This window comes from Cognatundibacterium luofuense (genome assembly GCF_018139685.1).
GTDB classification, from domain to species: domain Bacteria; phylum Pseudomonadota; class Gammaproteobacteria; order Burkholderiales; family Burkholderiaceae_D; genus Undibacterium; species Undibacterium luofuense.
Genome location: NZ_JAGSPN010000002.1, coordinates 344,891 through 370,917 on the forward strand (window position 1 = coordinate 344,891; position 26,027 = coordinate 370,917).

At 48.0% G+C, this 26,027-nt stretch carries 19 protein-coding genes; 8 read left to right on the forward strand and 11 right to left on the reverse strand.

All coding sequences use genetic code 11. The features are described from left to right. Positions 1-6: 6 nt before the first annotated feature. Positions 7-1,119 (reverse strand): HlyD family secretion protein, encoded by a 1,113-nt coding sequence (locus KDM89_RS22385; RefSeq protein ID WP_212686828.1) that lies wholly within the window; start codon positions 1,117-1,119, stop codon positions 7-9. Positions 1,120-1,138: 19 nt separating this feature from the next. Continuing rightward, on the reverse strand, positions 1,139-2,431 hold the full coding sequence (locus tag KDM89_RS04975; protein WP_212686829.1) for a TolC family protein: 1,293 nt from the start codon (positions 2,429-2,431) through the stop codon (positions 1,139-1,141). A 307-nt stretch (positions 2,432-2,738) separates the two neighbouring features. Between KDM89_RS04975 and KDM89_RS04980 the strand changes: the two genes are divergently transcribed. After that, entirely contained in the window at positions 2,739-4,544 is a 1,806-nt protein-coding gene (locus tag KDM89_RS04980) for a PHA/PHB synthase family protein (protein WP_230427671.1), read from the forward strand. Here the strand turns inward: KDM89_RS04980 and KDM89_RS04985 are convergent. From KDM89_RS04985 to dnaE, 7 genes are all read right to left on the reverse strand, one after another. Further along, complete coding sequence (locus KDM89_RS04985) at positions 4,538-5,455, reverse strand: DUF808 domain-containing protein (protein ID WP_438947496.1); 918 nt, start codon at positions 5,453-5,455, stop codon at positions 4,538-4,540. The genes KDM89_RS04980 and KDM89_RS04985 overlap by 7 nt on opposite strands. Before the next feature lie 262 nt (positions 5,456-5,717). After that, a complete protein-coding gene (locus KDM89_RS04990; RefSeq protein ID WP_212686831.1) occupies positions 5,718-7,742 on the reverse strand; it encodes a GGDEF domain-containing protein in 2,025 nt (674 codons plus the stop codon). 683 nt (positions 7,743-8,425) lie between these two features. Beyond that, the gene (locus KDM89_RS04995; RefSeq protein WP_212686832.1) at positions 8,426-9,046 is read right to left on the reverse strand and encodes a Crp/Fnr family transcriptional regulator; all 621 of its coding nucleotides are present in this window, start codon (positions 9,044-9,046) and stop codon (positions 8,426-8,428) included. After that, the gene (gene waaF / locus KDM89_RS05000; RefSeq protein WP_212686833.1) at positions 9,037-10,062 is read right to left on the reverse strand and encodes a lipopolysaccharide heptosyltransferase II; all 1,026 of its coding nucleotides are present in this window, start codon (positions 10,060-10,062) and stop codon (positions 9,037-9,039) included. Before waaF ends, KDM89_RS04995 begins: the two co-directional genes overlap by 10 nt. Positions 10,063-10,083: 21 nt before the next feature. Beyond that, on the reverse strand, positions 10,084-11,898 hold the full coding sequence (gene msbA / locus KDM89_RS05005) for a lipid A export permease/ATP-binding protein MsbA (RefSeq protein ID WP_212686906.1): 1,815 nt from the start codon (positions 11,896-11,898) through the stop codon (positions 10,084-10,086). A 54-nt stretch (positions 11,899-11,952) separates the two neighbouring features. Beyond that, complete coding sequence (locus tag KDM89_RS05010; protein WP_212686834.1) at positions 11,953-13,227, reverse strand: O-antigen ligase family protein; 1,275 nt, start codon at positions 13,225-13,227, stop codon at positions 11,953-11,955. Positions 13,228-13,231: 4 nt separating this feature from the next. Then, positions 13,232-16,702, reverse strand: a complete 3,471-nt coding sequence (dnaE, locus tag KDM89_RS05015) for a DNA polymerase III subunit alpha (protein ID WP_230427691.1) — start codon at positions 16,700-16,702, stop codon at positions 13,232-13,234. Positions 16,703-16,955: 253 nt separating this feature from the next. On the opposite strand from dnaE, the gene KDM89_RS05020 reads away from it, so the two are divergent. Further along, positions 16,956-18,686: a glutamine--tRNA ligase/YqeY domain fusion protein gene (locus tag KDM89_RS05020; protein ID WP_212686836.1), complete on the forward strand. Its 1,731-nt coding sequence runs from the start codon at positions 16,956-16,958 to the stop codon at positions 18,684-18,686. A 162-nt stretch (positions 18,687-18,848) separates the two neighbouring features. Continuing rightward, entirely contained in the window at positions 18,849-19,772 is a 924-nt protein-coding gene (locus tag KDM89_RS05025; protein WP_212686837.1) for a type 2 periplasmic-binding domain-containing protein, read from the forward strand. 44 nt (positions 19,773-19,816) lie between these two features. On the opposite strand, the gene KDM89_RS05030 is transcribed toward KDM89_RS05025, so the two are convergent. Continuing rightward, positions 19,817-20,305, reverse strand: a complete 489-nt coding sequence (locus KDM89_RS05030) for a hypothetical protein (RefSeq protein WP_212686838.1) — start codon at positions 20,303-20,305, stop codon at positions 19,817-19,819. A 559-nt stretch (positions 20,306-20,864) separates the two neighbouring features. Here KDM89_RS05030 and KDM89_RS05035 point away from each other — a divergent pair. The 3 genes from KDM89_RS05035 (at position 20,865) to KDM89_RS05045 (ending at position 23,323) form a co-directional block, all read left to right on the forward strand. Next, positions 20,865-21,200 (forward strand): energy transducer TonB, encoded by a 336-nt coding sequence (locus tag KDM89_RS05035; protein WP_212686839.1) that lies wholly within the window; start codon positions 20,865-20,867, stop codon positions 21,198-21,200. A 176-nt stretch (positions 21,201-21,376) separates the two neighbouring features. After that, a complete protein-coding gene (locus tag KDM89_RS05040; protein WP_212686840.1) occupies positions 21,377-22,852 on the forward strand; it encodes an aminoacyl-histidine dipeptidase in 1,476 nt (491 codons plus the stop codon). 123 nt (positions 22,853-22,975) lie between these two features. After that, positions 22,976-23,323, forward strand: coding sequence for a c-type cytochrome (locus KDM89_RS05045; protein WP_212686841.1), 348 nt, complete (start codon positions 22,976-22,978; stop codon positions 23,321-23,323). A gap of 98 nt (positions 23,324-23,421) precedes the next feature. Here the strand turns inward: KDM89_RS05045 and KDM89_RS05050 are convergent, their stop codons facing one another. After that, positions 23,422-24,012 (reverse strand): outer membrane beta-barrel protein, encoded by a 591-nt coding sequence (locus KDM89_RS05050; protein WP_212686842.1) that lies wholly within the window; start codon positions 24,010-24,012, stop codon positions 23,422-23,424. 352 nt (positions 24,013-24,364) lie between these two features. On the opposite strand from KDM89_RS05050, the gene KDM89_RS05055 reads away from it, so the two are divergent. Further along, positions 24,365-25,126 carry an ATP-binding response regulator gene (locus KDM89_RS05055; RefSeq protein WP_212686843.1) on the forward strand — a complete coding sequence of 254 codons (762 nt, stop codon included), beginning with the start codon at positions 24,365-24,367 and terminating at the stop codon, positions 25,124-25,126. A gap of 126 nt (positions 25,127-25,252) precedes the next feature. Continuing rightward, positions 25,253-25,930, forward strand: coding sequence for a TonB family protein (locus KDM89_RS05060; protein WP_212686844.1), 678 nt, complete (start codon positions 25,253-25,255; stop codon positions 25,928-25,930). Positions 25,931-26,027 lie beyond the last annotated feature (97 nt).

Genomic DNA, 26,027 nt, shown 5'->3' on the forward strand with positions numbered 1-26,027 from the left:
GGCCTTTCAGTGCCAGCGCGGCTTTTGCCAATCGGTACTATCCTTCCAGCGGATTACCGCATCTGCAGGCAGTCCCGGTGTTAATTTGTGACCCGGGTTGGCATTCAGTGTCAGTTTGACGGCATACATCAGTTTGACGCGCTCATCGGTCGTCTGTACTTCTTTCGGAGTAAATTCGGCTTTCGCTGAAATATAAGAAACTTTCGCCTCGTAAAACGTATCTGGTTGAGAGTCAACATAAACACGTGCAGGTAGTCCCAGCCGGACCTGTCCGATTCTCGATTCAGGAACATAGACCTTCAGATACAACTGATCGAGGTTGACCATTTCCAGAATAGCGCCACCGGGCATCACTACCTCACCCGGCTCACGCAAGCGCGTAAGAACAATGCCGGCTGCCGGTGTAACGATTTGCATATCGTTTAATGTAGCCCCGCTCTCAGAAACAGCGGCCTCGGCACGCTGTTTCTGAGCAGCGAGTGCACTGACTTCCTGACGCCGCGCCTGAATTTTCTGCTGACCTAACCGAGCCTGTGCTAACGCCTCTTTCGCACGCCGAATATTCTCCATCGCTGCAAGCTGATCACTCTCCGCCACTTTCAGGGCGAGTTCAGCTTGCTCCAGGCGATGCTTCTCAATAACTCCTTTATCAAACAATGCCTGATGGCGCTCAGCATCACGCTTCGACTGCAGTGCCACTGCCTGCGCTTTGGAATATAAGGCCTCTGCCTGACTGACTCCGGCATCCGCCACCGTGATTGCCATTGGAACTTCTTTTTCCGCAACATCCAGACTGGCTTGCGCTCCAATCAGTTGTGCGCCTGCTGCATTGACTGCTTGCCGCGCCTGTTCTGTTCGTGCCTGCACACTTTCATCCTCAAGTAATGCAATTAATACACCCGCTTTCAGCTCATCCCCTTCGTGCGCACGTACTTCACGTAACCGTCCGGGAAATTTTGCAGCTGCCATGATTCTGTCACCCTCGACCCGTCCGCTGGCTGCAATCAAGCCTTCAGGTAATTTGCGGCTGCTCTGAACGTAATAGGCTACACCTCCGGCAATCGCAATTGCTGCTGCAATCAGCAAAACAATACCTGTTCTTCCCGTCTTAATATTCACTTTATTCACTCCTTAATGCTTAAGGTTGCGGCTGAGCAAGCAAGCCGCTGGCATAGCGCAGTTGGATATCTGACAAAGTCAGATCATATTTCGCCTGATAGCGGTTGGCGTGTGCTTGTAATCTGCGGGTCTCAGCGTCAAGAACTTCCGTATTACTTGCAAGACCATTCCGATAACGCTCTCTTGCAAGTTCACTGACTTGCTCTGCCTGTGCAACAGCCTTTTCTGCAAGTAGCTGTCTCGATGATGCCTCCTGATAATTCAGCCAGGCTTGTCTTACTTGCAGTGAAATTTTTTCCTGGCTGTCTTTCAACATCTCTCCAACCGCCTGGCTCTCAGCGAGTAATTTGGACGATTGCTGCTTGATCAGCCCGCCATCAAACAGTTCCCACTTCATCATAATTCCCGCATACCAGCCTTTATCCTGTGTCAGGTACCGGTTTTCCAGCTTCGCATAGCCAGCGCTGAATCCGATCTGCGGCAAATGACCCGCCCGGGTACTGGCTGCCTGTGCTGACAATGCTTGTGCCTGCTTACCCAGCGCTGTGACTTCAGGTCGCTGCGTCATTGCAGTGGCGGTTAACTCGGCAAGTGGAGTCTTGAAGTCAGAGGAGAGTTCAGGATCGTGCAAAGTAAGCGCTGCATCGGCGGAGCGACCCAGCCAACGGTTATATGTAGCTTTAGCGAGATTGAGCGAATTGGACGCCTGTAGTTGCAATTGCAAAGCGTTGGCAAGCGCTACTTCCGTTGCCAGTACATCATGTCTGGCCACATAGCCATGTGCATTGAGTTCACCGACATCCTTTGCATGCTGCCGCATCGTTGCAACATGACTGTCCGCCACCAGAACCGCATGTTGTGCACGCAATACAGCAACATATGTTTGTGCAATGGCCAGTTTAAGGTCGGCAACTGCGACCTCAGTCATAGCATGCCGGGCATCCGAAGATGCATCCGCCGCACGAATGCCTGCACTGATTCGTCCGCTGGTCATCAACGGTACAGTCATTTCAACAAGACCAAAACCGGCCGCATCCTGTGCGAATGGCAATGATAGACTCTTCAGCGCCGGGATCGCGGGTAATGAAAGATGCGCCGATGGCTCAGACTGAAGGCGCAGGTAGCCGGCATCCATCGTCACTTTTGGCATACTGACTGCTCTGGCTGAGGCTTGCTGTGCGCTAGCTGCCTGCTCCTGATAACGCGCCGCAAGCACGCTGTGATCCCTTGCCAATGCGATTTCCCATGCCTGCTGCAAGCTCTCTTGCGCCGCAACATCTGCGACGATCATGTAACCATTGACCCAGATCAAACCTGATGCAAGCAACAGAATTCGTCTTGCTTTTTGCCGGGTCCTCCCGCCAAAATATTGCAGAAAAATTATTTTTTGCATTTCCATAAATTCGATTAACCAATTGATTTTTATGCAGTTTTTATTAAATACGGGAAAATCTGCATATTGAAAACTGTTTCATCCAGTTTATTGCTGCATATGCACATTTCAATTGATCCGAATCAATTATTCCGGAGCAGCACTTTGTGACAATGACTTAAGACAAAAAGGCGATATCCGACAAATGGCAAGCGACCACTCTCCGACTCCTCAACCTGGACATGTCATGCAAACTCCTTCCCAAAATTCGCAAGCACCTGCAGAACACATCTCTCCGGTTATCAGAATGATTTGCTATCTGAGCGGTTGCAGCGATTCGCCTCATCCTCTTGATCTCGCTTTACATTACAGACTTTCGCAGATGACCGGCGGGCTCTCACCTGCCAGCCTGTTGCTTGCATTAGTAGACTGGAATCTGCACTTGAGTTTTTCACCTGGTAAGCAAATCGAATTAATCCGGCTGCTGGAAAATCAAATTAACGAGTGGCCAGCCTTGCTTTCACAAATGGGCGGCGGTCAAGTTCAAATCTCTGATGAAAAAGAAAGAATCAAAGACGGGCGATTTAAAGGAGATAGCTGGAAGACATGGCCATATAGCGCAATTAGCCATCATTTTTTTCAAACTCAGACATTCTGGGATGCGGCAACAACAGGTATCAGAGGCGTAAGCAAACATCACGAGAACGTTGTGAATTTCGCTGCCAGACAATGGTTGGATATGCTCGCACCACCAAACTTTTTTGCGACAAATCCTGAAGTTCAGAAACTAACCACTGAGCAGCGCGGCGCTAATCTCTGGCGAGGTTTTCAAAACTGGAATCATGATCTGCAGCAAAGTATCAAGCAGCAACTGAATCAATCTTCAGCGACTGAGGACTTAACGCATAAGCCGGGGAAAGATGTAGCGATTACCGAGGGGCAAGTCGTGTTCCGGAATCATCTGATCGAATTAATTCAGTATGCACCGGTTACCGAAACCGTACATCGCGAGCCGATACTGATCGTGCCGTCCTGGATTATGAAATATTACATTCTGGATCTTTCACCGCACAATTCAATGGTGAAATTTCTGGTTTCGCAGGGCTTTACGGTATTCATCATCTCTTGGCGAAATCCTGATTCAGAAGACCGGAACCTCGGTATGGATGATTATGTTGAGTCTGGTCTTTATACCGCAATGAAAGAAGTATCCCATCTATGTAATGGGAACCCGGTACACACTGCAGGTTACTGTCTGGGCGGTACATTACTGTCTATAGGAATGGCTGGACTTTCAAGTGACCATGATTCAGACAAGATGCCTGTGGCAAGTATGACTCTGTTAGCTGCACAAACAGATTTCACCGAACCTGGTGAACTGGGTCTATTTATTGACGAAAGCCAGCTGGCCATGCTTGATGCGCTGATGTGGAAGCAAGGGTATCTGGATGGAAAACAAATGGCGGGATCGTTTCAACTTCTGAATTCAAAGGATTTGATATGGTCCAGAAATATGCGCCGCTATCTTTTGGGAAATGAAGAAAAGTCAAGCGACCTGATGTCCTGGAACTCTGACGTAACACGTATGCCTTACCGAATGCACAGTGAATATCTGAGACATTTGTTTCTGCATAACGATTTGGCTCAGGGTCGGTATCAGTTAAACGGGCGAACAGTCAGTTTAAAAGCAATCAAAGCACCCATGTTCGTTGTTGGGACAGAAAAAGACCATGTCTCTCCCTGGCGTTCAGTATTTAAAATTCATAGCCTGAGCGATGCAACTGTCAGCTTTATTCTTGCTTCGGGAGGGCATAATGCGGGGATCGTCGCTGCGCCGGAAAATCCAAAATGCAGCTTTTATAGCGCAAAACAAATGCCCCCCGGCGCCCCGGTTCCATCGCCGGACGAATGGCTTGCCAATGCAGTACACACAAATGGTTCATGGTGGCTGCACTGGAGTAACTGGCTTCGGCAAAATGGAACTGAGCAGGTTCCGGCGAGGCAGCTAGGACAGGAAATTGTCCCTGCACCGGGCACTTACATATTTCAGTGAGATGCTGGTTTGACTCGCTTCCAGAGATTCAGCAGTAAAACTGCTGCGACACCTGCAACAATGCCCGTAATTGCGTCCATCAAAACACTGGCAACCATACCCAACAAAGGGCTTTGAGAGATGTGAATAAACCATTCTGTAGCAGCTTCAGTTGCATGATGTACAGGCGGCAATCCATGTCCCAGTATGCCTCCGCCCACGGTAAACATCGCAATTGTGCCGGCAACCGCCAAAAATCTCATCAGCAAAGGGGCAAATCGAAGTAAGCCAGTTCCGATAAAATAACGCACATCCCTGCTATTTCCGGATTTTCGCTGCAGATACAAGCCAACGTCGTCAAGTTTAACAATCGCAGCAACAATCCCATAAACACCGACTGTCATTAAAACGGCAATTAATGACATCACCGACAAACGTGTCATAAACGATGCCGTTGCAACTGTTCCCAACGTAATGATCATGATTTCTGCACTAAGCACGAAATCAGTCCGGATAGCTCCCTGAATTTTCTCTTTCTCAAGCTCTAACAAAGCCTGCTCATTGTCTGGACTTGCAAGCATGGCTGAAGCCTCATGGGCAACCTGATCATCGCCGTCTTCTTCATGGTGCATTATTTTTTCCGCACCTTCAAAACACAGAAACAATCCGCCAACCATCAATAGCGGCATGACGGCCCAAGGTAGAAAACTGCTCAGCAACAATGCCAAAGGGAGCAAGATCAGTTTATTCCTGAAAGACCCTTTTGCCACAGCCCAGACGACGGGCAATTCCCGGTCAGCGCGAACCCCGGCGACCTGCTCTGCATTCAAAGCCAGATCATCTCCGAGTACTCCGGATGTCTTGCCTGCTGCCACTTTCGTCATCGCAGCAACATCGTCCAATACTGTCACGATATCGTCTATAAGTGCCAAAAGGCTGGCTCCGGCCATTTTTCAACCTTCCTTATTGTATTCACAAATTTTCAAAAAGCAGATAATACCGGAGAGGCCGCGTCAGTTCACTGAACAAAATGAAAATGGCACAAAAAAAGACATCTCAATAACTCGAACTCATTTCATAAATACACGCGAGATGCGTTCGCACTCGTGGCTATTGATGAAATAAGTCCCAATGAAATGAAGTCAATCAAAATTTCAGCACGCTTATCGTTATCAGCACCGAGATATCCAGCACTTATTCAATTTCACGTTTGAACGGATAGCGCCCACGCATTTCCTCTGAAAATATACAAATGCCACCCGCATCAGATTGTTTCGCGTAATACATCGCAATGTCTGCAGATTTTGCGAGAGTTCGCTCATCTTCTCCGTGGTCTGGATAAAACGCGATGCCTATACTTGCCCCAAGAGTTTTAGACATTTCTCCGACTCTGAATGGCTGATCCAATGCATCACAAAGTTTTCTCGCAACCAAGATTGCATCCTCATCACTATATAAGTCCGGTAACAATCCGACAAATTCATCTCCGCCGATACGCCCGATCGTATCTGAATCTCTTATGGTAGTGCGCATACGTTGCGCGGCTTCTTGCAAAATCAGATCACCGAACGCATGTCCATGCGTATCGTTTACGGGTTTAAATTTATCTAAATCAATAAATAATAATGCAACCCTTCGGTTATGAATGCTTGCAAATTTCAGAGTTTCTCTGACTCTTTCAAAAAACAGTACCCTATTCGGAAGATTAGTGAGACTGTCGTGGTGTGCAAGGTGCGCAAGTTTTTCACTGGCAATTTTACGCTCAGTAATGTCGCGCTTAACCGCGACATAATTTGTTAAAGTGCCGGCGCTGTTAAATACCGGTGCTATATGCGCCTCTTCCCAATAAATCTCACCTGATTTCCGGCGATTAATTAATTCACCCGACCACACTCGTCCCGCCAAAAGTGAGTCCCACATCAGGCTGTAGGTTTCAGCACTTGTAAGTCCGGACTTCAGAAGTTTAGGTGTTCTGCCAACAATTTCATCAAGCGAATACCCTGTTTCACGAGTAAATTCGGGATTTACATATTCGATACTCGTATCGGGTCCCGTAATCATGGTCGGTGCGGGGCTATGTTCAATTGCAACTGACAGTAAATGCAGCCTGGATTGATGCTCTCTTAGTTCATTAATTGTGCGTTTAAGCTTACGATTGATATGAAATACGTAAGTAGTAAAAATTAAAACCACAAATATTAAGATCAGTGCAACAGTGAACATCGGATTCATTTGCCGTTCGCCCACACCATCTTTCCCACCCAACTCATACAAAAAACCTTCGAGCGGAAAGTTCTCTGGCAACATCTCAAGACCGGCATAGATGTCCGCAATGGCACGCCATCTCCCTGCATTCATATAACCCACTGCCACCAAGTCTGACCTCATCAGGCTAGCAACTTCTTTTGCTTCAAAATGAAGGAAAGCGCTTGAGTTCAGTTCACCGTTACTGACAGGATATTTCCTGAGAATCACATCAATAATCTCCCCCTGATGCGATAATGCATATTCCCATCCCTTCAGACTTGCCCGAAGAAAAGCCTTCACACGTTCAGGGTGCTGAATGACTTCCATTTCACTGGTAAATAGATTGTCACCGTAAAAATCAATTCCTGCTGAACGTGGGGTAAATATCTGAAAAGGAACCGACGATGCAGTTAAATGAAAAGGCTCACTGATCGAGTAGGCACTGATAACATCCGTACTGTGCGCTTTTAATTCGTCAACGGAGAAACTATGCGGCTGAATGCGCAATGCTGACAAAGGGACTCCTTCGGCTTTCAGATAAGCCAATAGTTCCTCCGACTGCGGCTCAAGCATCAAACGACGACCAACCAGGTCATGAATTGTCTGATTTTCCGAAAATTTCCTGGCAATTAATATCTGGGGGGAATGTTGAAAAATATTCGCAATAACCACTACTGGCTTACCGGCCTTACGCTCAAGTATCAAGCTACTCGTACCAACACCGTATTGCGCACGCCCGCTTAATACTTCCTCAGTAGTATGTGTCTTTGGTGTTCCTTCAGTGATTTCAACTTCTAATCCAGCATCCTTGTAGAAGCCTTTCTCTACAGCAGCGTAATACCCTGCAAATTGAAATGCATGTCGCCATTTCAATTGCAACCGGACCTTCTCCTGAGCATGCGCACCAAATGAAAACGAAAGCACCGCAAGAAGACTCAGAGCTTTGGCAAAAAATTTTAATTTTTTCTTCATAAATGCGCTGCCTTTGTATTCTCTGATGAATAAAATCCTGCGTGTAAATATTCTGCAAGCAAGTCGATTCAAGTGCGCTTAGGCACTATCAGCCTGGTGAATTTATTCTCACTTGCAGATGCGCGTCTGGAGAAATATTGAAAGACTTTCACCAAATTCATTTACATCGCTACGCCGGACTCATATACGTCGCAATAGAAAAACTATTCAGAACAGGCAATATTGGTGGCACCCAATTTGATGGCTGCACTTTATAGTCTGCCCCTAAAAGATATTTAGAACTCATTTCATCAATAGCCACGAGTACGAACGCGAGGTGCCGGGAAGCCGTGCGCAGAGGTGTAGCAGGACAAATGAATTGCACCTCAATCCACCCACGAAGCGACTTCCGCATATTTGCGGAAATCTGCACTCAGCAGTATAAGCCGGAGCCTGTACAAGCGACGCAACAAAGCAATATACCCAGCACAGCCATTCCCGGCAGGTTCGGCTCATAGTGCACACTGGACAGCGTTGGACGCGTTGTGAATGGCACCACTTTCACTGCCTTGTCCCCTGCAGGGCGCATATGTGCTGGGCCATTACAGGTAAGCGCACATCGTTACGCAGGCAGCTTTGCTGCATGAATTCCCTGCTGCACCCTTGTCAGCCCGCGCTACAAGGTAAACACATCTCGCGGATATTTATGAAATAAGTTCCGACGAGTTCTGGTGCTTTTTATTTCTCATTCTCGTTCTGATCCGGCTCAATGCCTCAGGTGTAATCCCCAGATATTTGGCAATATCTCTGATCTGGATACGTTTCACGATTGTTCGGTGGCTCTGCAAAAAGGAATGGTACCGGAGGTCCGGAGTCATTGTTAGTAACTCTCGTTCCCGCTGTTCTTTCCTGAGAATATGAGATTCCAATAAAACCCGTACCGCTCTCGACCAATCAGAATTTTTTTCAGCCAAATTCTGTAACGCCGGATAATGCAATTGCTCAAGCTCGACATCTTCCAATGCAACTGCAAAATAATCTGTCTTACCACCGGAAATAATGACAGAAGGGCACGCAAAAAATCCTCCTTCACCGATAAAAGACTTTACCCATTCCTCACCGGTATCATCCAAATAGCTTAGCTTAACAATACCCCTTCGGATTACATAAATATAAGGTTGCCACTCGCCCGAACCAAAAATTTCCTGTGCTTTGGAAAATTGTCTTAACTGCGCTGCGTTTTCAAGAGTGTCCCAATCGGAAAGTTCGTTTCCGGCAGCACCACACATCAGCACTTTTGTTTGCCGGAGGAATTTCAGTTCCATCGGAGAGAACTTTGAATACGATCAGCAACACTGTCCGGCATTAAGTTGCGCATGCACTGATGATGTCCTAATGGGCATTCCCGTTGTTTGCACGGCATGCAATCCAGCGACAAATTAAATGACCACGACATGTCTGAAAATGGCGGAGCATGTGCGGGATCGGTCGGTCCGTAGATAGCTGCAACCGGACGGTTCAACGAAGAAGCTATATGAAGCAATCCCGAATCGTTACTAACCATCAGATCAGCGGCTGCAATCAAGGATACCGCCTGGAATAAGTCCGTTTTACCTGCGAGTATTTGTGCATCCGGTAGTCCACTCTTCACCTGAGCGCAAATATCCGTATCTTTGGCTGATCCCATAAGAATAATCTGCACCTTCGGATCAGCTTCACGCAATCGCTGTCCGAGCGATGCGAAGTGCTCTACTGGCCAGCGCTTCGCATTACCAAATTCAGCTCCCGGAGCAAAAATGACAATTCGCTGAGATCGCGTTAATCCAAATGTCGACAGTGCTGCATTCAGATCGTCGTCTTTAACAACAAGTTTTGGCTTCGGCACTTCAGCCGTAAAGGAATCTACCGGCGGATAAGCCAACGCCGCATAAAAGCGTGTCATCGCTCTTGGCCGCTGCTTATCATCAAAATGCATACGGTTAATCAGCCCATAGCGACTTTCGCCTTTATAACCGATGCGCAAAGGAATTCTCGCCAGCCATGGTAACAGTGCAAATTTGAAAGTATTTGGCAAAATATAGGCCGCACTATAATTCTGCGACCGGAGTTTTCGGGCAAAGTTCAGCCTTTCGCGGAGTTGCAAAACACCGTGCCTGAACGGAGCCTGAATCACCTCAGTAACTTCAGGCATCGCACGAACGACCTGTGCAACCCATGCGGTGGCCATAACATCAATCTGTACATCCGGATATTGCGTCTGCAGAAGTTGCAACAAAGGTTGGGCCATCACCGCATCACCTATCCAGTTAGGCATGATCACCAGAACACGCTGATTTTTCATATTTTTCAAATTTCAGCAAAATCAGTCTGCAAATTGCATTTTGTACAGGTTTGCATAAATACCGTCCTTTGCAAGTAACTGCTGGTGTGTGCCTTGCTCCGCGATTTGCCCATCCGCAAGCACCACGATGCGGTCAGCGCGCTCAATCGTTGACAACCTGTGTGCGATTACCAATGTAGTTCTGCCTTGCATGAGCGCATCTAATGCTGCCTGTACTGCACGTTCGGACTCCGTATCCAGAGCAGAAGTTGCCTCATCCAGAATAAGAATCGGTGCGTCTTTGTATATTGCACGCGCGATAGCGAGGCGCTGCCTTTGTCCACCTGATAAGCGTGAACCATTATCGCCGATACGTGTTTCAAGCCCGTCCGGCAGCTCATTAATCACCTCAGACAAATGGGCCGCCTTTACCGCTGCCTGGACTCTGGCAAAATCCGGCACTCGATCGCCGTATGCAATATTTGCGGCGATCGTGTCATCAAAAAGCACAACGTTCTGGCTCACCATCGCAATCTGCCGTCGCAAACTGTCAAGCGCAAGCTCACTTACATCCTGACCATCCAGCATTACTTTTCCAGCCTGTGGAACATAAAACGCTGGCACGAGGTTCACAAGTGACGTCTTTCCTCCCCCGGACATACCCACCAGCGCAATCGTTTCACCTGCTTTAATATCCAGCTGAATGTCGTTGAGTGTTACCTGATCCTGCCCCGGATAAGAGAACCGGACCCTACTGAATGACAAATCTCCTCTGGCGCGAGCTGTCAGTAACTTACCATCAGTCCGTTCGGCCTGCGTATCAATTAGCTCAAAGACAGAGTCGGCAGCAGCCATCCCACGCTGCATCGGCCCGTTCAGGTCAGCCAGTCGCTTTAGAGGCGTCAGCAAGAGCATCATTAATGTAACAAACTCGACAAATTTACCAACAGTTGTAGCGTCCTGAGCTGCCTGGGAAACAGCAAACATAATCACCACCGCAACCGACACCGCAGCAGCCAGTTGGGTCAGTGGAGTGGTCGAAGCTACCGCAATCGTTGTCCGCATTGCATAGCCGCGTAATTTTTCATTACTTTCTGCAAAACGTTTTTTTTCATATTCCTGCCCACCAAAAATACGCACGACCTGAGTCGCACGAGTCGCTTCCTCAATAACCTGTGTCAGCTCGTTATTAACATTGAGCTGATTCTGGTTAAGCACACGTAGCCGTTTGCTGACGCTACGCACAAGAAACGCCATGACAGGCATCATAACCAGCGCAACGATTGTCAGTTTCCAGTTTTGCCAGACCAACGCTGCGAGTAATACAAATACTGTCAGAGAATCTCTGATCAGGGTTGTCATGGAAACCTTGAGCATTTCTACGATCTGCTGAGCCTCCATCATAATGACGTTAATAATACGCGACGCTGACTCCTTCTGATAAAAACCAATGGGGACAGTAAGAACTCTCTCGAATACCTGTGCGCGCAAGTCATTCAAAAGTTTTGTTGATATCCAGCTCATCAGATAGCTGGTTGTAAAAGTGCAAATTCCCCGTAACAAAAAGATACCGATGATTGCAACAGGAATTTTCCATAGCGCAAGACCTTTAATAACCGCTGCTTTGCTTTGTACTGCACTCCCATTTTGCACAGCACTCAGGATCGTTGAATCATTACCAGTTGGACGACCAAAACCATGATCTAAGATATAACCCAGTACTCTGGGGAAAGCAGCCTCGGTTAATGCTGTAACAGCCATTGTCAGCAACGCAATCCAAAAAAACTTACGGTAAGTTCGCATAGCACGCCACAGCCTGCTGAACACCGCTCTTGTATTTTGATCAAACAAACGCATAAGAAACTCAAATAAGAAAGTCACACACGGAACCGGATACAGGTCAGGCGTACCTCAACGTCGCAATCCGCTGACAGGAATTGACAAAAGTATGAGGAATGCAACAGCGAAAACAGCGTCCCGCATAATTGCATTAAAAAATGCACCGGCAGACATAAACAAAGTCAGCACTAGAAGCTGCAATCCCCGTTTTTGCACCAACGCTGTTCCGGCCCTGAGTAACTTCACAGACACCAGAATTTGCTGCCCCCAAACCATTAGTAATGCGAACAAACCAATTAATCCAAACTCCGTAAGATATAAGAGGTAGTCGCTGTGTGGCGTGGTCATCGTCCCACTGGACAATCCTTGTGCGCGGGAATGATAGATTGGCATCCAGCTACCTGCACCGTGTCCAACCATTGGCTGCTCCGAAATGATTTCTGATGTGATCCGGTAAATCTCAGAACGCATACCATCATCGTCTTTGCTTTGCCGGCCCTCACGCAGGTCATTTACTTGTTGCAAAGTACAAACTGCACGCAAATGCAAAATTTCCCAAGGAGCTGCTTTCACTTCATTAACAACGCAGGTAGTTGGGCGAGGTTGGCTGATTGCATATGTCCACAATGCACTGATACAACCGATAAAGAGTGCAATTAATAAAACACTCTTCCAACTCCACCTAATTGAACAAAGTGTCACTATGATAAATCCAAGTAAAAATAACAAAACTGCTGTCCGCGTTTTTGCTAAAAAAACAGCTGTCAACGTCAGAAAAACAAACAAAGCAATGTTTCCGACAGTTATTTGTTTATCGAACGCAAGCTTTACCCACGTCATACATGCCGCTAGTGCAAGAAGAATCCCCAGCAAAATCGACTTATTACCGAGATAGAAAACGTAGCTTTTGAATAGAGTTACATCAGGCAATACATGTAATGCATTCAGTAAAAACAAAGCCCCAGCCAGCACAGCGCTACCAAGGAAAATATTTTCCATTTTTTGTTGCCAGTTTCCTGAACTTAACGTCAGAAATGGCAAAATCAGCAAATAGGATTGATAATGCCCTACGGCTGTCCAGAATTCGTGATCAGAAACAAGTTCGCTGCGGTGAGTCAGTGACATCAGTAACGTCATCAAACTCAGGGATAATACTGGGATCAGCAATGGGTTCTTTACCAATTGATTCCAGCGACTTTTCCAGTCACCTGAGACTGCCCAACTGACCCAGAATGCAAAAAGACCTGCGTACATAAAGCCGACCGGAAAGAACAAGGTCAACGGTAACCACACCAATATCCGCTGAGGGATATCGCTTCCATGAAATTGGGGAAGAATTTTTTTCATATAGTTACTGGTACTCAATTGCAACACAAGACTTACCCAGCCACAAGCTGAGCTGGTGTCTTAACTGATCATCTGGGCTTACCCTCCATTGGTCGGATAAATAAAAATCCGCATCAGCCGACTGACCAGAATAACTAATCAGCACCGGACACCCGTCCGGATTTAGATGAGGATGCAATATTTCACGCAGTTTTTTCAGATCGGTTTTCTCATCGAGCTTCAGGCGCAACCCCTGAGAGAATTGGATACGGGCTCGGCCGATATCCAGAACACGTTCAGCAGAAATTCTGAGTCCACCGGAGAACCGGTCCTCAGAAACTTTTCCCAGAACGGCGAGGAATTCATCTTCTTTAAGATATGCTTTCGCCTCATCCATCAGTTCCGCATAAATGCTGACCTCGACTTGCGCAGTGCCATCATCGAGCGTCACGATCATCATTTTTCCACGCTGAGTTAACTGAGTTCTGGCACCAGCAATAACTCCGCAGATCATACGTAAATCACGTGAAGGCTCAAGTTTTGCAAGCGTCGTCTTAATAAACTGCCTGACTTCAGGCGCGTAGGCATCAAACAAATGACCTGACAAATAATAGCCAAGCGCCTGTTTCTCTTCCATTAAACGCTGACGGTCAGTCCACGCTGGCACATCAATGTATTGCGGTGGCGGAATCAGATCGTCATCATCGCCGAATAAACTTACCTGATTTGCTGCCGCGTCTGCCTGTTCCGCTGCCTCAACCGCCAGTGGCACTGTAGCAAGAAGAACAGCGCGATCTTTACCAAGGCAGTCCATCGCACCTGCACGTATCAGCGCTTCGATTGTCCGGCGATTGACAATGCGTTTATCAATACGTTTGCAGAAATCAAAAAGATCGTTAAATTGCCCGTCTCTCTGACGTGCTGTAATAATATTTTCGATTGCGCTTTGTCCGGATCCTTTTACTGCTCCAAGGCCATATCGAATCTGTGTCGCGCGTTTACCGGGCTCACCTGCTGGAACAAAGCGGTATTCAGAGGAGTTAATATCCGGTGGCAGCATACTGAGTTTGCACACATCAATTGCATCCTCAACCAGAACCTTAATTTTATCGGTATCATCCATAGCCAGCGACATATTGGCTGCCATAAACGCTGCAGGATGATGAGCCTTCAGATATGCGGTGTAATACGACAGCAAAGCATAAGCAGCAGCATGGGATTTATTAAATCCGTAGCCTGCAAATTTCTCCATCAAATCGAAAATTTCGTCTGCTTTCTCTTCAGTCAGACCATTTTTACCAGCACCTTCACGGAAAATCTTCCTGTGCTCCGCCATCTCCTCGGCTTTTTTCTTACCCATCGCACGGCGTAGTAAATCCGCACCACCGAGCGAATATCCGCCGATTACCTGCGCCATCTGCATAACCTGTTCCTGATACACCATAATGCCGTAGGTTTCAGACAGAATGCCTTCTGTACGAGGGTCTGGATACTCAAACTTTTCACCATGCTTACGCTTACAGAAATCCGGGATCAGATCCATCGGCCCCGGACGGTATAACGCAACCAGCGCAATAATGTCTTCAAACCGGTCCGGACGCGCATCTTTCAGCATTCCCTGCATCCCGCGACTTTCCAGCTGAAAAACAGCAACCGTGCGGGCTTTCGTCAGCAAATCATAAGACGCCCGGTCATCCAGCGGCAAAGTAGCCAGATCAAAGCCGGACATTGCAGGATCAAGTGCGCGAATATAATTGACCGCACGATCAAGAATAGTCAGCGTTGTTAAACCAAGAAAGTCGAACTTCACGAGACCGACTGCTTCTACATCGTCTTTATCATATTGCGAAACAACACCGGAATCGCCACCCTGTGTATACAAGGGACAGAAATCCGTTAGTTTTCCGGGAGCAATCAACACGCCACCCGCATGCATACCGATATTCCGGGTTATCCCTTCGACCTGCTGCGCCAGATCGAGCAAAGTACGTACTTCCTCTTCATTTTGCTGACGCTCAGCAAGCAACGGTTCTTCTTCTATTGCATCGGCGATCGTGACCTGTTTACCCGGTTTAAAAGGAATGAGTTTAGAAACACCGTCGCAGAAGTTGTATCCAAAATCCAGAACACGTCCGACGTCACGAATCGCTCCCTTTGCCGCCATCGTCCCGAAAGTTGCGATTTGCGAAACAGCCTCTTTTCCATAGCGGTCTTTAACATACTGGATTACCCGGTCCCGTCCTTCCTGGCAAAAGTCAATATCAAAGTCGGGCATCGATACACGCTCAGGATTCAGAAAACGTTCGAACAGTAAGTTGTATCGCAACGGATCGAGGTCGGTAATTAAAAGACAATATGCAACCAGCGAACCCGCTCCGGAGCCACGACCCGGACCGACTGGTACGCCATTATTTTTTGCCCACTGAATAAAGTCCGCAACAATCAGGAAGTAGCCGGGAAACCCCATCTTGATAATGGTATTGGTTTCAAATTCCAGGCGAGCCTCGTAACGCGGACGCTCTTTTTCTCGCTGATCAAGATCCGGAAACAGTTGTTCCAGACGCAAAACCAGACCACGTTTAGACTCATAAACAAGGAAATCGTTGAGCGACATGCCGTCAGGTGTCGGAAACAACGGCAGCTTTGGTTTTCCAAGTTCCAGAGTCAGGTTGCAGCGCTTTGCAATTTCCACCGAATTCTGAAGAGCGGCAGGAATATCTGCAAAAAGCTCAGCCATTTCTTCCTGTGTACGGAAACACTGCTGATCATTGAACCTGCGGACGCGCCGTGCGTTTGCCAGCATATCGCCTTCCGCAATACAGACGCGCGCCTCATGCGCAGTGAAATCATCTTTACTGAGAAACTGAACCGGGTGCGTGGCAACCACCGGCAAATGCAGTTTGGCTGCCAGTTGAATTGCCTGACGGACATGGGCATCCATATTCGGCTGACCTGAACGCTGAATCTCAATATAAAAATGACCAGGGAAAACATTCTCCCAGCGCTTTGCACATTGTTCCGCTTGTTCAAGATTACCGTTATCGATTGCAATGCCAACATCACCGCTGTGCGCACCGGATAAGGCAATCAAATGCCCATTTTCGCCTGCAGCGCGTATTTGCTCCAGCCACTCTGGTCGGATTTCAGCACGTCCACGGTGCTGGTTTGTGAGCCAGGCACTGGTCAGCAATTCGCAAAGCTGAAGATAGCCGGTCCGGTCTTTCACCAGAATCAGCAAACGTGAAGGTTTCTCGCGATCTGCATCATTCGTAATCCACACATCGCATCCTGCGATGGGCTTGATACCTTTGCCACGAGCAGCCTTATAAAACTTGATCATGCCAAAAAGGTTTGCAAGATCTGTGATTGCCATTGCAGGCTGTTTATCTTTTAATGCTGCTTTTATTACATCATCAATACGGACCAGCCCGTCTACGATGGAGTATTCAGAGTGCACGCGCAAATGCACAAAACATGGATCAACTGGCTTTGCCATTTCAGCAATGCCACTGTCTTTCTGGAGAGAATTTTCTGTCGTCATTTGCATATTCTACCGTGTCGATGACAGGAACTCAGCAATCTGGTTAGCAATGATTCAAAACAAATACGCGCTGTTTGCTGCGCTACGGTAGAATATGAAGGTTTCACGTCTGCAAAATTTCTTCCTTTTCAGGCAAGTAAGCTCCTAAAACCAGCGGTTTTTAGCTTGCAGACGCTTCTCTCTATCGTGACCAGCGCTTACATCTAACATGAGCAACGACAACAAAAACAAAGCAGCAGAATCTGCTGCCCCTGCCTCAAATTTCCTGCGTAATATCATTGATGCGGATCTGGCGGGCGGTAAATACCAGCGTGAAGGTTTACCTTCGGTCATCACACGCTTTCCACCAGAACCGAACGGTTACCTGCATATCGGCCACGCGAAATCCATTTGCCTGAATTTTGGTCTGGCGCGCGATTATGAAGGCCGCTGCCATTTACGCTTCGACGATACCAATCCTGAAAAAGAAGACCAGGAATATGTTGATACGATCATTGACAGCGTGCAGTGGCTGGGCTTCGATTGGAATCGCGCAGACGGCAACCATCTGTACTATGCAAGTGACTATTTCGATACGTTCTACGCAATTGCCGAATACCTGATTCAGGCCGGACATGCGTATGTAGACAGCCAGTCCGCAGAAGACATGGCCGCGAACCGTGGCGATTTTTCCCGTCCGGGTGTGAACTCCCCTTACCGCGATAGACCAGCGAACGAGTCGCTGGACTTATTCCGCCGCATGAAAGCCGGGGAATTCCAGGGTGGAGAACATATCGTGCGTGCAAAAATCGATATGGCATCGCCTAACATGAACATGCGCGACCCTGCGATTTATCGTATTCGTCACGCCCATCATCACCGTACCGGTGACAAATGGTGCATCTACCCGATGTACGATTTTGCACATCCTCTGGAAGACGCAATTGAAAAAATCACACACTCCATCTGTACCCTGGAGTTTCAGGATCACCGTCCGTTCTATGACTGGGTCATTCAACGTGCCACAGAGGGCGGTTTCTTCCAGCAGCCAGTACCTCAGCAATACGAATTCGCTCGTCTGAATCTGACCTATGTTGTCACCAGCAAACGTAAGCTCCGCCAGCTGGTTGAACAAAATATTGTCAGCGGCTGGGATGATCCACGCATGCCAACTATCGTCGGTTTCCGTCGTCGCGGGTACACTCCGGAAGCTATCCAGTTGTTCTGCGAGCGTATCGGTGTTTCCAAAGCCGATGGCTGGATTGACTACAGTACGATTGAAGGTGCGCTGCGTGATGATCTTGATCCGAAAGCACCACGTGCGACTGCAGTGTTGCGTCCGCTGAAACTGATTATCGACAACTTCCCGGAGAATGAGCAAATTGCCTGTTCAGCACCTGTGCATCCGCATCACCCTGAGCGTGGCGTACGCGAATTCACAATTGGCAAAGAACTCTGGATCGAAGCGGAAGACTTTATGGAAGAGCCGGTAAAAGGTTATTTCCGTTTATTCCCGGGCAACAAAGTCCGCTTGCGCTACGGTTATGTCGTCGAATGTACCGGATTTGACAAGGATGCCAACGGCAATATTACTGCCGTACATTGTGAATATTTCCCCGACAGCAAAAGTGGCACTCCGGGCAGTGCCAACTATAAAGTCAAAGGCAATCTCCACTGGGTAAATGCAGCAGATGCAGTTCAGGCTGAAGTTCGTCTGTACGATCGTCTGTTCACCGATGCAACACCCGATGCCGGCGGTAAAGACTTTATGACCCTGCTGAATCCTAACTCTCTGGAAGTGATTCAGGCTTACGTTGAACCTGGTATGGCAAAAGTAGAACCTGATACCCGTCTCCAGTTCGAACGTCATGGCTATTTTGTGACTGACCGCAAAGATTCCGTCGCAGGGAAGCCAGTCTTTAACCGGATTACCACACTGAAAGATTCTTTCGGTAAGTGAGCTGATAAAGACAAAGCGGCAAACACGCTTTAACCTAAAAGCCACAGCCCTCGCTGTGGCTTTTTCACTTTAGCGTCACAAATCTTGGCAGTAATGCTGGCATATTCCCAGTGTGCTCACTAAGCTGACAAATATTCTGCATCTATGTCAGCATCGAAAAACATGCTTATTCAACTGCGACGATTTACTGAATTTTCACTGACACTCTGTCTTCTGTTCAATCTGACATCTGTCAGGGCTGATAGTGACGACACCATTCATGTTCGGTACTATCAGGGAGGCACTGTCCCGGAATATGCTGTAAGAGTGCTGACACTGGCATTACAAAAAAGTGGTCACAGTTATTCACTGACTCCCGTCACCACTCCGATGACAACGCCACGCATTGTCAGAACAATCAGAAACAACACGCCAGACAGCGTCAATTTATTCTGGGCTGCGAGTAGTCCTGATCTGGAAAATGCGCTCGCCGCTATTCCTGTACCGATAGAAAGAGGCCTGATCGGATTCAGGGTACTGGTGACAAGCCAGGAGTACTTGCCACGCATCGAGCAAATGAACAACGACCACAACTTCAAAACGATAAACCTGCTTCAAGGTATCGGATGGAGCGATACAGCAATCTTAAGAAAGAATGGTTTTACAGTCACAGAGGCATCTCCCGATAACCTGTATAACATGCTTGCAGCAGGCAGAGCTGATGCATTTCCACGCAGTGCTATCGATGCGGAACGCGAATTACGCACTCAGCAAAAACTGCATCCCAGTTTAACGATAGCACCGGGAATAGCGTTGGTGTATCCGCGCTTCGGCGTATTTTTCTTTGTATCCGGCGATAACAAACCATTGCGCATTGCACTAGAAAAAGGCATGCAGGCAGCACTGAAAGACGGGAGTTTTTTAAAGTTATATGAAGAAGATCCTGATATCCGGTCCGCACTGAAAATGTTGCGTGATCCCCGTAAAATTTATAAATTATCAGGAACATCTCCGGATTCAGCACTTCACAAACTGGATGCAAACCTGTTTGAACCGTTACTATCCGGGGTATCCAAAGAAAATGCTGCCGCAAACACGAGAAAATAATCAGAGTAAAAACCAAACCGTACACAACTATCTGCTGTGTGCTGTTAAAAAATATCGCTGCTTGCAACCGCAATTACCTTCACCCCAAGCTTCGACGACCAAAAAGCGGGATCGCCACACTGCGATGCACTGACCGGGGCATCACTGGTCACTTGAGAAATCACACCATCTGCGCCGATACGGAGCAGCATACATGTCTGCAGATTCATACTACCCGGCACCATTTGTTTCATATAGAAGAAACGCTGATCAGCCGCGCCGTAGAAAACCGGTGAAGCCATCAACTCCTGATCCGAGTACGGGATATCCGCCTGATACTGTGAAATAACTTCGCCGTTCAGGTCGAAACGAAATTGCTCGATCCGAAACTGGTTCACATCCCGGCCGATGATCGTACAGTCGAGATGCTTTCGTCCCGGAGCCCAGTTTAACTGGCCACCGGCACAAATATTTTTTGGTATCAGAGTGCCCGGCTGCAGAAGCTGATAACGAGGGCTTTCTGCCAGCCCAAGTGCACGTACCGGATTCAGCATCACGACTTTATTGATATTGTTTATACGACGCCACTCTTTGCCAAACTTCAGATAAACGTCCTGCTGTCCGTTCTGCGTATTTTCTGATTTCAGCCAGTTGACGGGTTGCTTGCTGTCACCTGATCCATCACATGCACAAAGTACAATAAGTAAACAGCCTGTCATCAGAAAACGGGAAAACTTTTGCATTATTTTAAATTTTTAATGGTTTAACAAAATATCCCGAAAGTACGGGCGTATCCGAGCATAACAAAGCGGAATATGTGCGAGCGGACTTAAATCATTCTCAGCACCAAAATAACAAAACAAACTGTGTAAACGTCATGAAAACACTATGCTAGTTTCTACTTTTTTAAAATAATATTTTTCAATGTTTTTTTGACAAAGATAATACATTTTTAACAGTACAGCATACGTAAAAATACCATTTCGGAGCATTTTAACTGTGCAGCATTAAATTTCCATTGCCACGAAGAAATTTGATCAAGTAAAATCGCGGCAAATTTCTTTATGGCAATTCGCCGCCCGTATTTTCTGAACTTACTTGTCTCTGTTAAAAATGAAAAAACTTCTGTTGATCTCCGCGCTGTCGCTGGCCTCCTCCCTGTCATTTGCGAATGAAGTTGCTCCTGTAATGGACAAACAAACCTGTGAAAAACCGGTATATCCTAAAGCTGCTCTGATAAATGAAGAGGCTGGTGCTGTTGCATTGTCTGTTCTGGTAGCACCTGACGGTAACGTTGTTGATTCCAAAATTGATAAATCCAGCGGTTCGAAAACACTGGACAAAGCCACTGTCAAAGTTTTTTCTTCGTGCAAATTTAAACCAGGCACAAAAGATGGTAAAGCTCAGCAGGCATGGGTAAAGCTCGAATACGTCTGGAGTCTTTCCTGATCTGCTGATCCGTATTCAGCAATCGTAAAAAAGGATGCGCAAGCATCCTTTTTGCTTTAAATATACGAAAGACCCGCTTCCGGCGAAGTAGCCTGCTGTAAAAAGCCAGTTTGCTGCGTATGGTAAACTGGCGTCTTTCTGTTACAGCGCAATCTGCGCCTGAAAAGGTTTTTATCGTGACGACTACTCAAGAAATCAGCCAACTCTATCCCAATGCATTATGGAACTGGTTTGCGCAAATCTGTGCCATTCCACACCCGTCAAAACATGAAGCAAAGCTGAGTGAACATATTCAGCGCTGGGCTGCAGAAAAAGGCTTGCCGGTCGTCGTCGACCATGTCGGTAATTTAATTATCCGAAAACCTGCCACTGCTGGCATGGAAAACCGCAAAATTGTCGTGATTCAGGCCCATCTGGATATGGTCCCCCAGAAAAATGCTGACAAACAGCATGATTTTGTTCTGGATGCTATCGAACCACGCATCGACGGTGAATGGGTAAAAGCCAATGGCACTACACTGGGCGCAGATAACGGTATCGGTATGGCGTCAGCGCTGGCAATTCTCGGTGCAAACGATATTCCGCACGGTCCGCTGGAAGTTTTACTGACAGTCGATGAAGAAGCCGGAATGACAGGTGCCTTCGGTTTGCAGGCCGGCATGCTGAATGCCGACATTCTGATCAACACAGACTCCGAGCAGGAAGGTGAAATCTACATGGGTTGCGCCGGTGGTGTGGATGCAGAAATCAGGCTGCCGCTGGAAATGGAAACAGTACCGTCCGGTCTGCAGGCTTTCACCTTGTATATCAGCGGACTGAAAGGTGGTCATTCAGGCGTAAACATTCATCTCGGTCGTGGCAATGCGAATAAATTGCTGGCCCGTTTTATGGCCGGACATGCTGATGAGTTAAACATCCGTATCGCAGATATCACCGGTGGTACGCTGCGTAACGCCATTCCGCGCGAAGCGCAATGCCAGTTCCTGATTCCTTCTGCCCACATTCCCTTACTTACCCAGCGCATTGCACAGTACGAGCAAATACTGCAAGCCGAACTCAGTCAGACTGAGCCGTCACTGAAAGTGCGTATCGAAGAAAACAAGTCCTTGCCACAGCAAGTGTTATCACTGCCTTCCCAGCAACGCTGGATTCATTTCCTGAATGCTTGTCCTAATGGTGTGATACGGATGAGCGATGACATTCCCGGCGTCACCGAAACCTCACTGAACCTCGGTGTGATCAGTATTGAAAACGGACAAGGCCGTGCGCTGTGTCTGATTCGTTCGCTGATTGACACAGGTCGTGAGCAGGTGGAAAGCATGCTGACATCCCTGAGCGCTATTGCCGGTGCAGAAATTACTTTATCCGGCTGCTACCCTGGCTGGAAACCGGACACCAGCTCACCGGTCATGAAGATCGTGAAAGATACTTACGAAAGTATTTACCATAAAGAACCTGACATCATGGTCATTCATGCAGGCCTGGAATGCGGTCTGTTCAAAAAGCACTATCCTGAACTCGATATGGTTTCGATAGGCCCGACCATCCGTTTCCCGCACGGACCGGATGAAATGGTGAATATCAAAACCGTTGGCCAGTACTGGGAGTTGTTACTTGCCGTTCTGGCACGCATCCCTGAAAAAACCGCCTGATATGTGTTCCCGGTGGTCAGCTGGTTCTGACCACCATATACCGGTCTGACATATCTGAAATCCTATTCCATCATGATCATGTCGCGCTCTCGTCTCATATTACCCCTCATCACTGGTTTCCTCATGTCGCAGTCTGCCGCAGCTTCAGCCGCGACACAGACTCCCGGTGAACGTCAGTTTCAGCGTTGCATTAACTGCCACCAGATCGGCCCGTCTGCGCGACACGGGTTCGGACCCTCACTGACAGGGGTTCTCGGCAGACAAGCCGGTAGCGCCAGCGGCTATAACTTTTCAGCTGCCATGAAAAACAGCAGGATCGTATGGGATGAAAAAACGCTGACCGCATTTCTGAAGAATCCGGACGGCGTCGTACCGGGCACCCGTATGCGTTTATGGGGTTACAACGATGAGCAGCAGATCCGCGATCTGATCGCCTATCTGAAATCCAATCCTGCACCGGCATCGCGCTGAATAAAAAAGCCCCGGCTGCTCTGATCAGACAACCGGGGGAGGGAGAACCCTGTACCGGGGAAGTACAGGGAGAGTGTGAGACAGAGAAGACTTCAGATTCAGAAGTGATATTGCATACCGACGTTCAGATTACGGACAGTTTCCTTTTCGTCGCCGAATTTGACTTTACGGGTTTCAAATTCCGCACGTAATGCCAGTTCTTTGGTCAGTTTGTAATTCAGGCCCAGACCCCAGACTGGTTGTGTAGAGCTGGTACTGGTCGATGTCATAACAGATGCTGTCGGGTTAACCGCCCACATATCACCTTCAGCCTTGACGCTGGCAATACCCAGTTTGGCGAAACCGGATAACTCAGAAGTAAATTGCTGATTTGCTACAGCAGCCAGTTCAAAAGAGCTGGACTTGACCTGCATCCTGGCGGAAGTACTGCTTGCTGTATCATATAAGTCCGCTTTCGTTTTACCCAGATTTGAGTAACTGGCTTCTACAGCGAAATTCGGGTGAAACTGATAGCCGCCAAATAACTTGTACGAGGTTGCGTCATTGCTGCAACTGATAGTACCTGAGCAGTCAGCGGACAATTGAGAGCGGCCGATACTTGCACCACCGTATACCTGCGCAGATGCAGCGGCACTCAGTGCCAGACCAGCAACAACCAGACTTGCTTTCATCAGCTTACTTTTCAGCATTTTGCATTCCTTTAATCAGGTTAAACATCATCGTGACCTTGCGGCTTGTTCCGCTTGCAGTGCAGCGATGAGGCAAGTTTTGCAAATGGCATCCGGGATGACCAGCAGTCTGTAAAAAGTGGCATTTGGAACACGCAGAGGTATCAAATTTCAAAACCAAATCTATGTTACACGCTGAAAAATACTGATATTTAATCCCCTATCGATGACATGAAATAAAAAAACTGCCACAGGATTGACGTTATCAGATCAACTATGCAAACTTGCAAAAGTTCTTTCTGCACCACCGAAATGCATTGCACAGCCCGGTTTGCCGAAATCCGGTTCGTTCAATCCTGACTCGCGAGACACTATGCAAAATGCCCAGGCGTTGCTCGAAGCACTCCGTCAGAGTTATATCCGCGACCTTCCCTCACAACTGGATGAACTGGAATCCCTGATTCTGCAACGCAGTCCGGACGACAAGCTTGAACGCTGGCAAGAGCTGTACCGCCGTGTACACAGCCTGAAGGGAAGCGGCGGCACATATGGTTTGCACGCTGTTTCCGATATTTGTCATCCGTTTGAAGATCTGATTGCGTCGTACCTGAGCACATCTGAACCCCACCCGCCCGCACTGACAGACTTTGCGTTGCGTTATCTGGATTTGCTGCGCGAAACCACACTGCATTACCAGCAACAACAGCCTGTGGATGAGTTGCTGCCACAGCGCTTGCAAACTTTGAATAATGCAATCAGTGCCACTCAGCACTCTGCCCTGATCGTCGAGAATTCGGATGTCGTGATTCAACTCATCAGCGAGGTACTCAGCCACTTCCGTTTCCGTGCAGAGGTCGCCAGAGACGGTTATCTGGCGCTGGGCAGGGTATTATCCGGTTCATTTGATCTGGTGATTACCGGCATGGAAACGGGGCGTTTAAACGGCTTTGCGATGATCAGCGCCGCACATCTGGCCGAAAGCCGCAGGCAATCCACCCGCTTCGTACTGGTCACCGCTTCCGGTTTTAATACACCGCTGCCGGAGGGTGATGCAGTCTTTCACAAAGATTCATTATTGCGCGAAAACCTTTTCCGGCATCTGCGCGATCTGACGCTGACCAAAATCAGTCACTGACACTCAAAAAAATTAATTGATATTAAATGCAATACGCATATTAAAAAGGTAAAATGCCAGATGCTGCCATCATCCGAACCGGATGGAGAATGACCGAAGCGCTTCATTTTTCTTTTGCCATTGATAATGCGTACCCTCTTTATTTCTGTTTTTCTGCTGATTAACAGCCTGACTTCATCTGCCGTCGCTGCTGACAACCCGAATGAACATCCTTTACCGTCTGATCTGCGGGTTTCCTTCAAACAGTGCAGCCAACCTGCTTACCCGAGATCTGCCGGACGTAACCTGAAGAGTGGCGATACGCTGATAACAACACTGACCGATGCCGATGGCAAAGTGGTTTCCGTAGACGTTGTACGCAGCAGTGGCTGGCGAACACTGGATTTTGCGGTTGCGCGCGCCGTCATGGGCTGCAAAATTACCAACCTTGCCCCTGGCAGAGCGATCAAGGCCGGGCTCACCTTCCGTTGGATGATTGAAGACGCTGATTTCTTTTACTTTGAACCAGCCAAACTACTCGCCGCAAGCTGCCCTGCCTCCGACTTACTGCGCATCCCCGGCGATGATGAGCCTGGCCTCGGAATTGTGATCGGTGCGGTCGTCACCAAAAAAGGACTCGTATCCTATCACTCTGTTGAATGGGCAGACGACGATGATGCACTGACGCAGGAAGCCGTGCGCATTGTCAAAGCCTGCAAATTTGAACCGGGGGCTAACAGTCATGGCATCCTGGAAACCACTGTTGCCATTCGCCTGCTACCGAAAAAATCTGCAGCAACCGCTATCGTTAAAGCTGCTCAGTAAGCCTTACCGCTCCCAAACCGGAACTGCCCCGAACGGGATGTTCCGGTTTCTATTGCAGCACAGCGCCCGCTCTCCCTTCCTGCGCTAAACGCCGTTA

Coding starts and splice junctions, on each gene's coding strand:
- KDM89_RS04980 (WP_230427671.1), top strand. CDS start 2,739: ATGCAAACTCCTTCCCAAAATTCGCAAGCACCTGCAGAACACATCTCT.
- KDM89_RS04990 (WP_212686831.1), bottom strand. CDS start 7,742: ATGAAGAAAAAATTAAAATTTTTTGCCAAAGCTCTGAGTCTTCTTGCG.
- KDM89_RS04995 (WP_212686832.1), bottom strand. CDS start 9,046: ATGGAACTGAAATTCCTCCGGCAAACAAAAGTGCTGATGTGTGGTGCT.
- waaF (WP_212686833.1), bottom strand. CDS start 10,062: ATGAAAAATCAGCGTGTTCTGGTGATCATGCCTAACTGGATAGGTGAT.
- msbA (WP_212686906.1), bottom strand. CDS start 11,898: ATGCGTTTGTTTGATCAAAATACAAGAGCGGTGTTCAGCAGGCTGTGG.
- KDM89_RS05010 (WP_212686834.1), bottom strand. CDS start 13,227: ATGAAAAAAATTCTTCCCCAATTTCATGGAAGCGATATCCCTCAGCGG.
- dnaE (WP_230427691.1), bottom strand. CDS start 16,702: ATGGCAAAGCCAGTTGATCCATGTTTTGTGCATTTGCGCGTGCACTCT.
- KDM89_RS05020 (WP_212686836.1), top strand. CDS start 16,956: ATGAGCAACGACAACAAAAACAAAGCAGCAGAATCTGCTGCCCCTGCC.
- KDM89_RS05025 (WP_212686837.1), top strand. CDS start 18,849: ATGCTTATTCAACTGCGACGATTTACTGAATTTTCACTGACACTCTGT.
- KDM89_RS05030 (WP_212686838.1), bottom strand. CDS start 20,305: ATGCTGAATCCGGTACGTGCACTTGGGCTGGCAGAAAGCCCTCGTTAT.
- KDM89_RS05035 (WP_212686839.1), top strand. CDS start 20,865: ATGAAAAAACTTCTGTTGATCTCCGCGCTGTCGCTGGCCTCCTCCCTG.
- KDM89_RS05045 (WP_212686841.1), top strand. CDS start 22,976: ATGTCGCAGTCTGCCGCAGCTTCAGCCGCGACACAGACTCCCGGTGAA.
- KDM89_RS05050 (WP_212686842.1), bottom strand. CDS start 24,012: ATGCTGAAAAGTAAGCTGATGAAAGCAAGTCTGGTTGTTGCTGGTCTG.
- KDM89_RS05055 (WP_212686843.1), top strand. CDS start 24,365: ATGCAAAATGCCCAGGCGTTGCTCGAAGCACTCCGTCAGAGTTATATC.
- KDM89_RS05060 (WP_212686844.1), top strand. CDS start 25,253: ATGCGTACCCTCTTTATTTCTGTTTTTCTGCTGATTAACAGCCTGACT.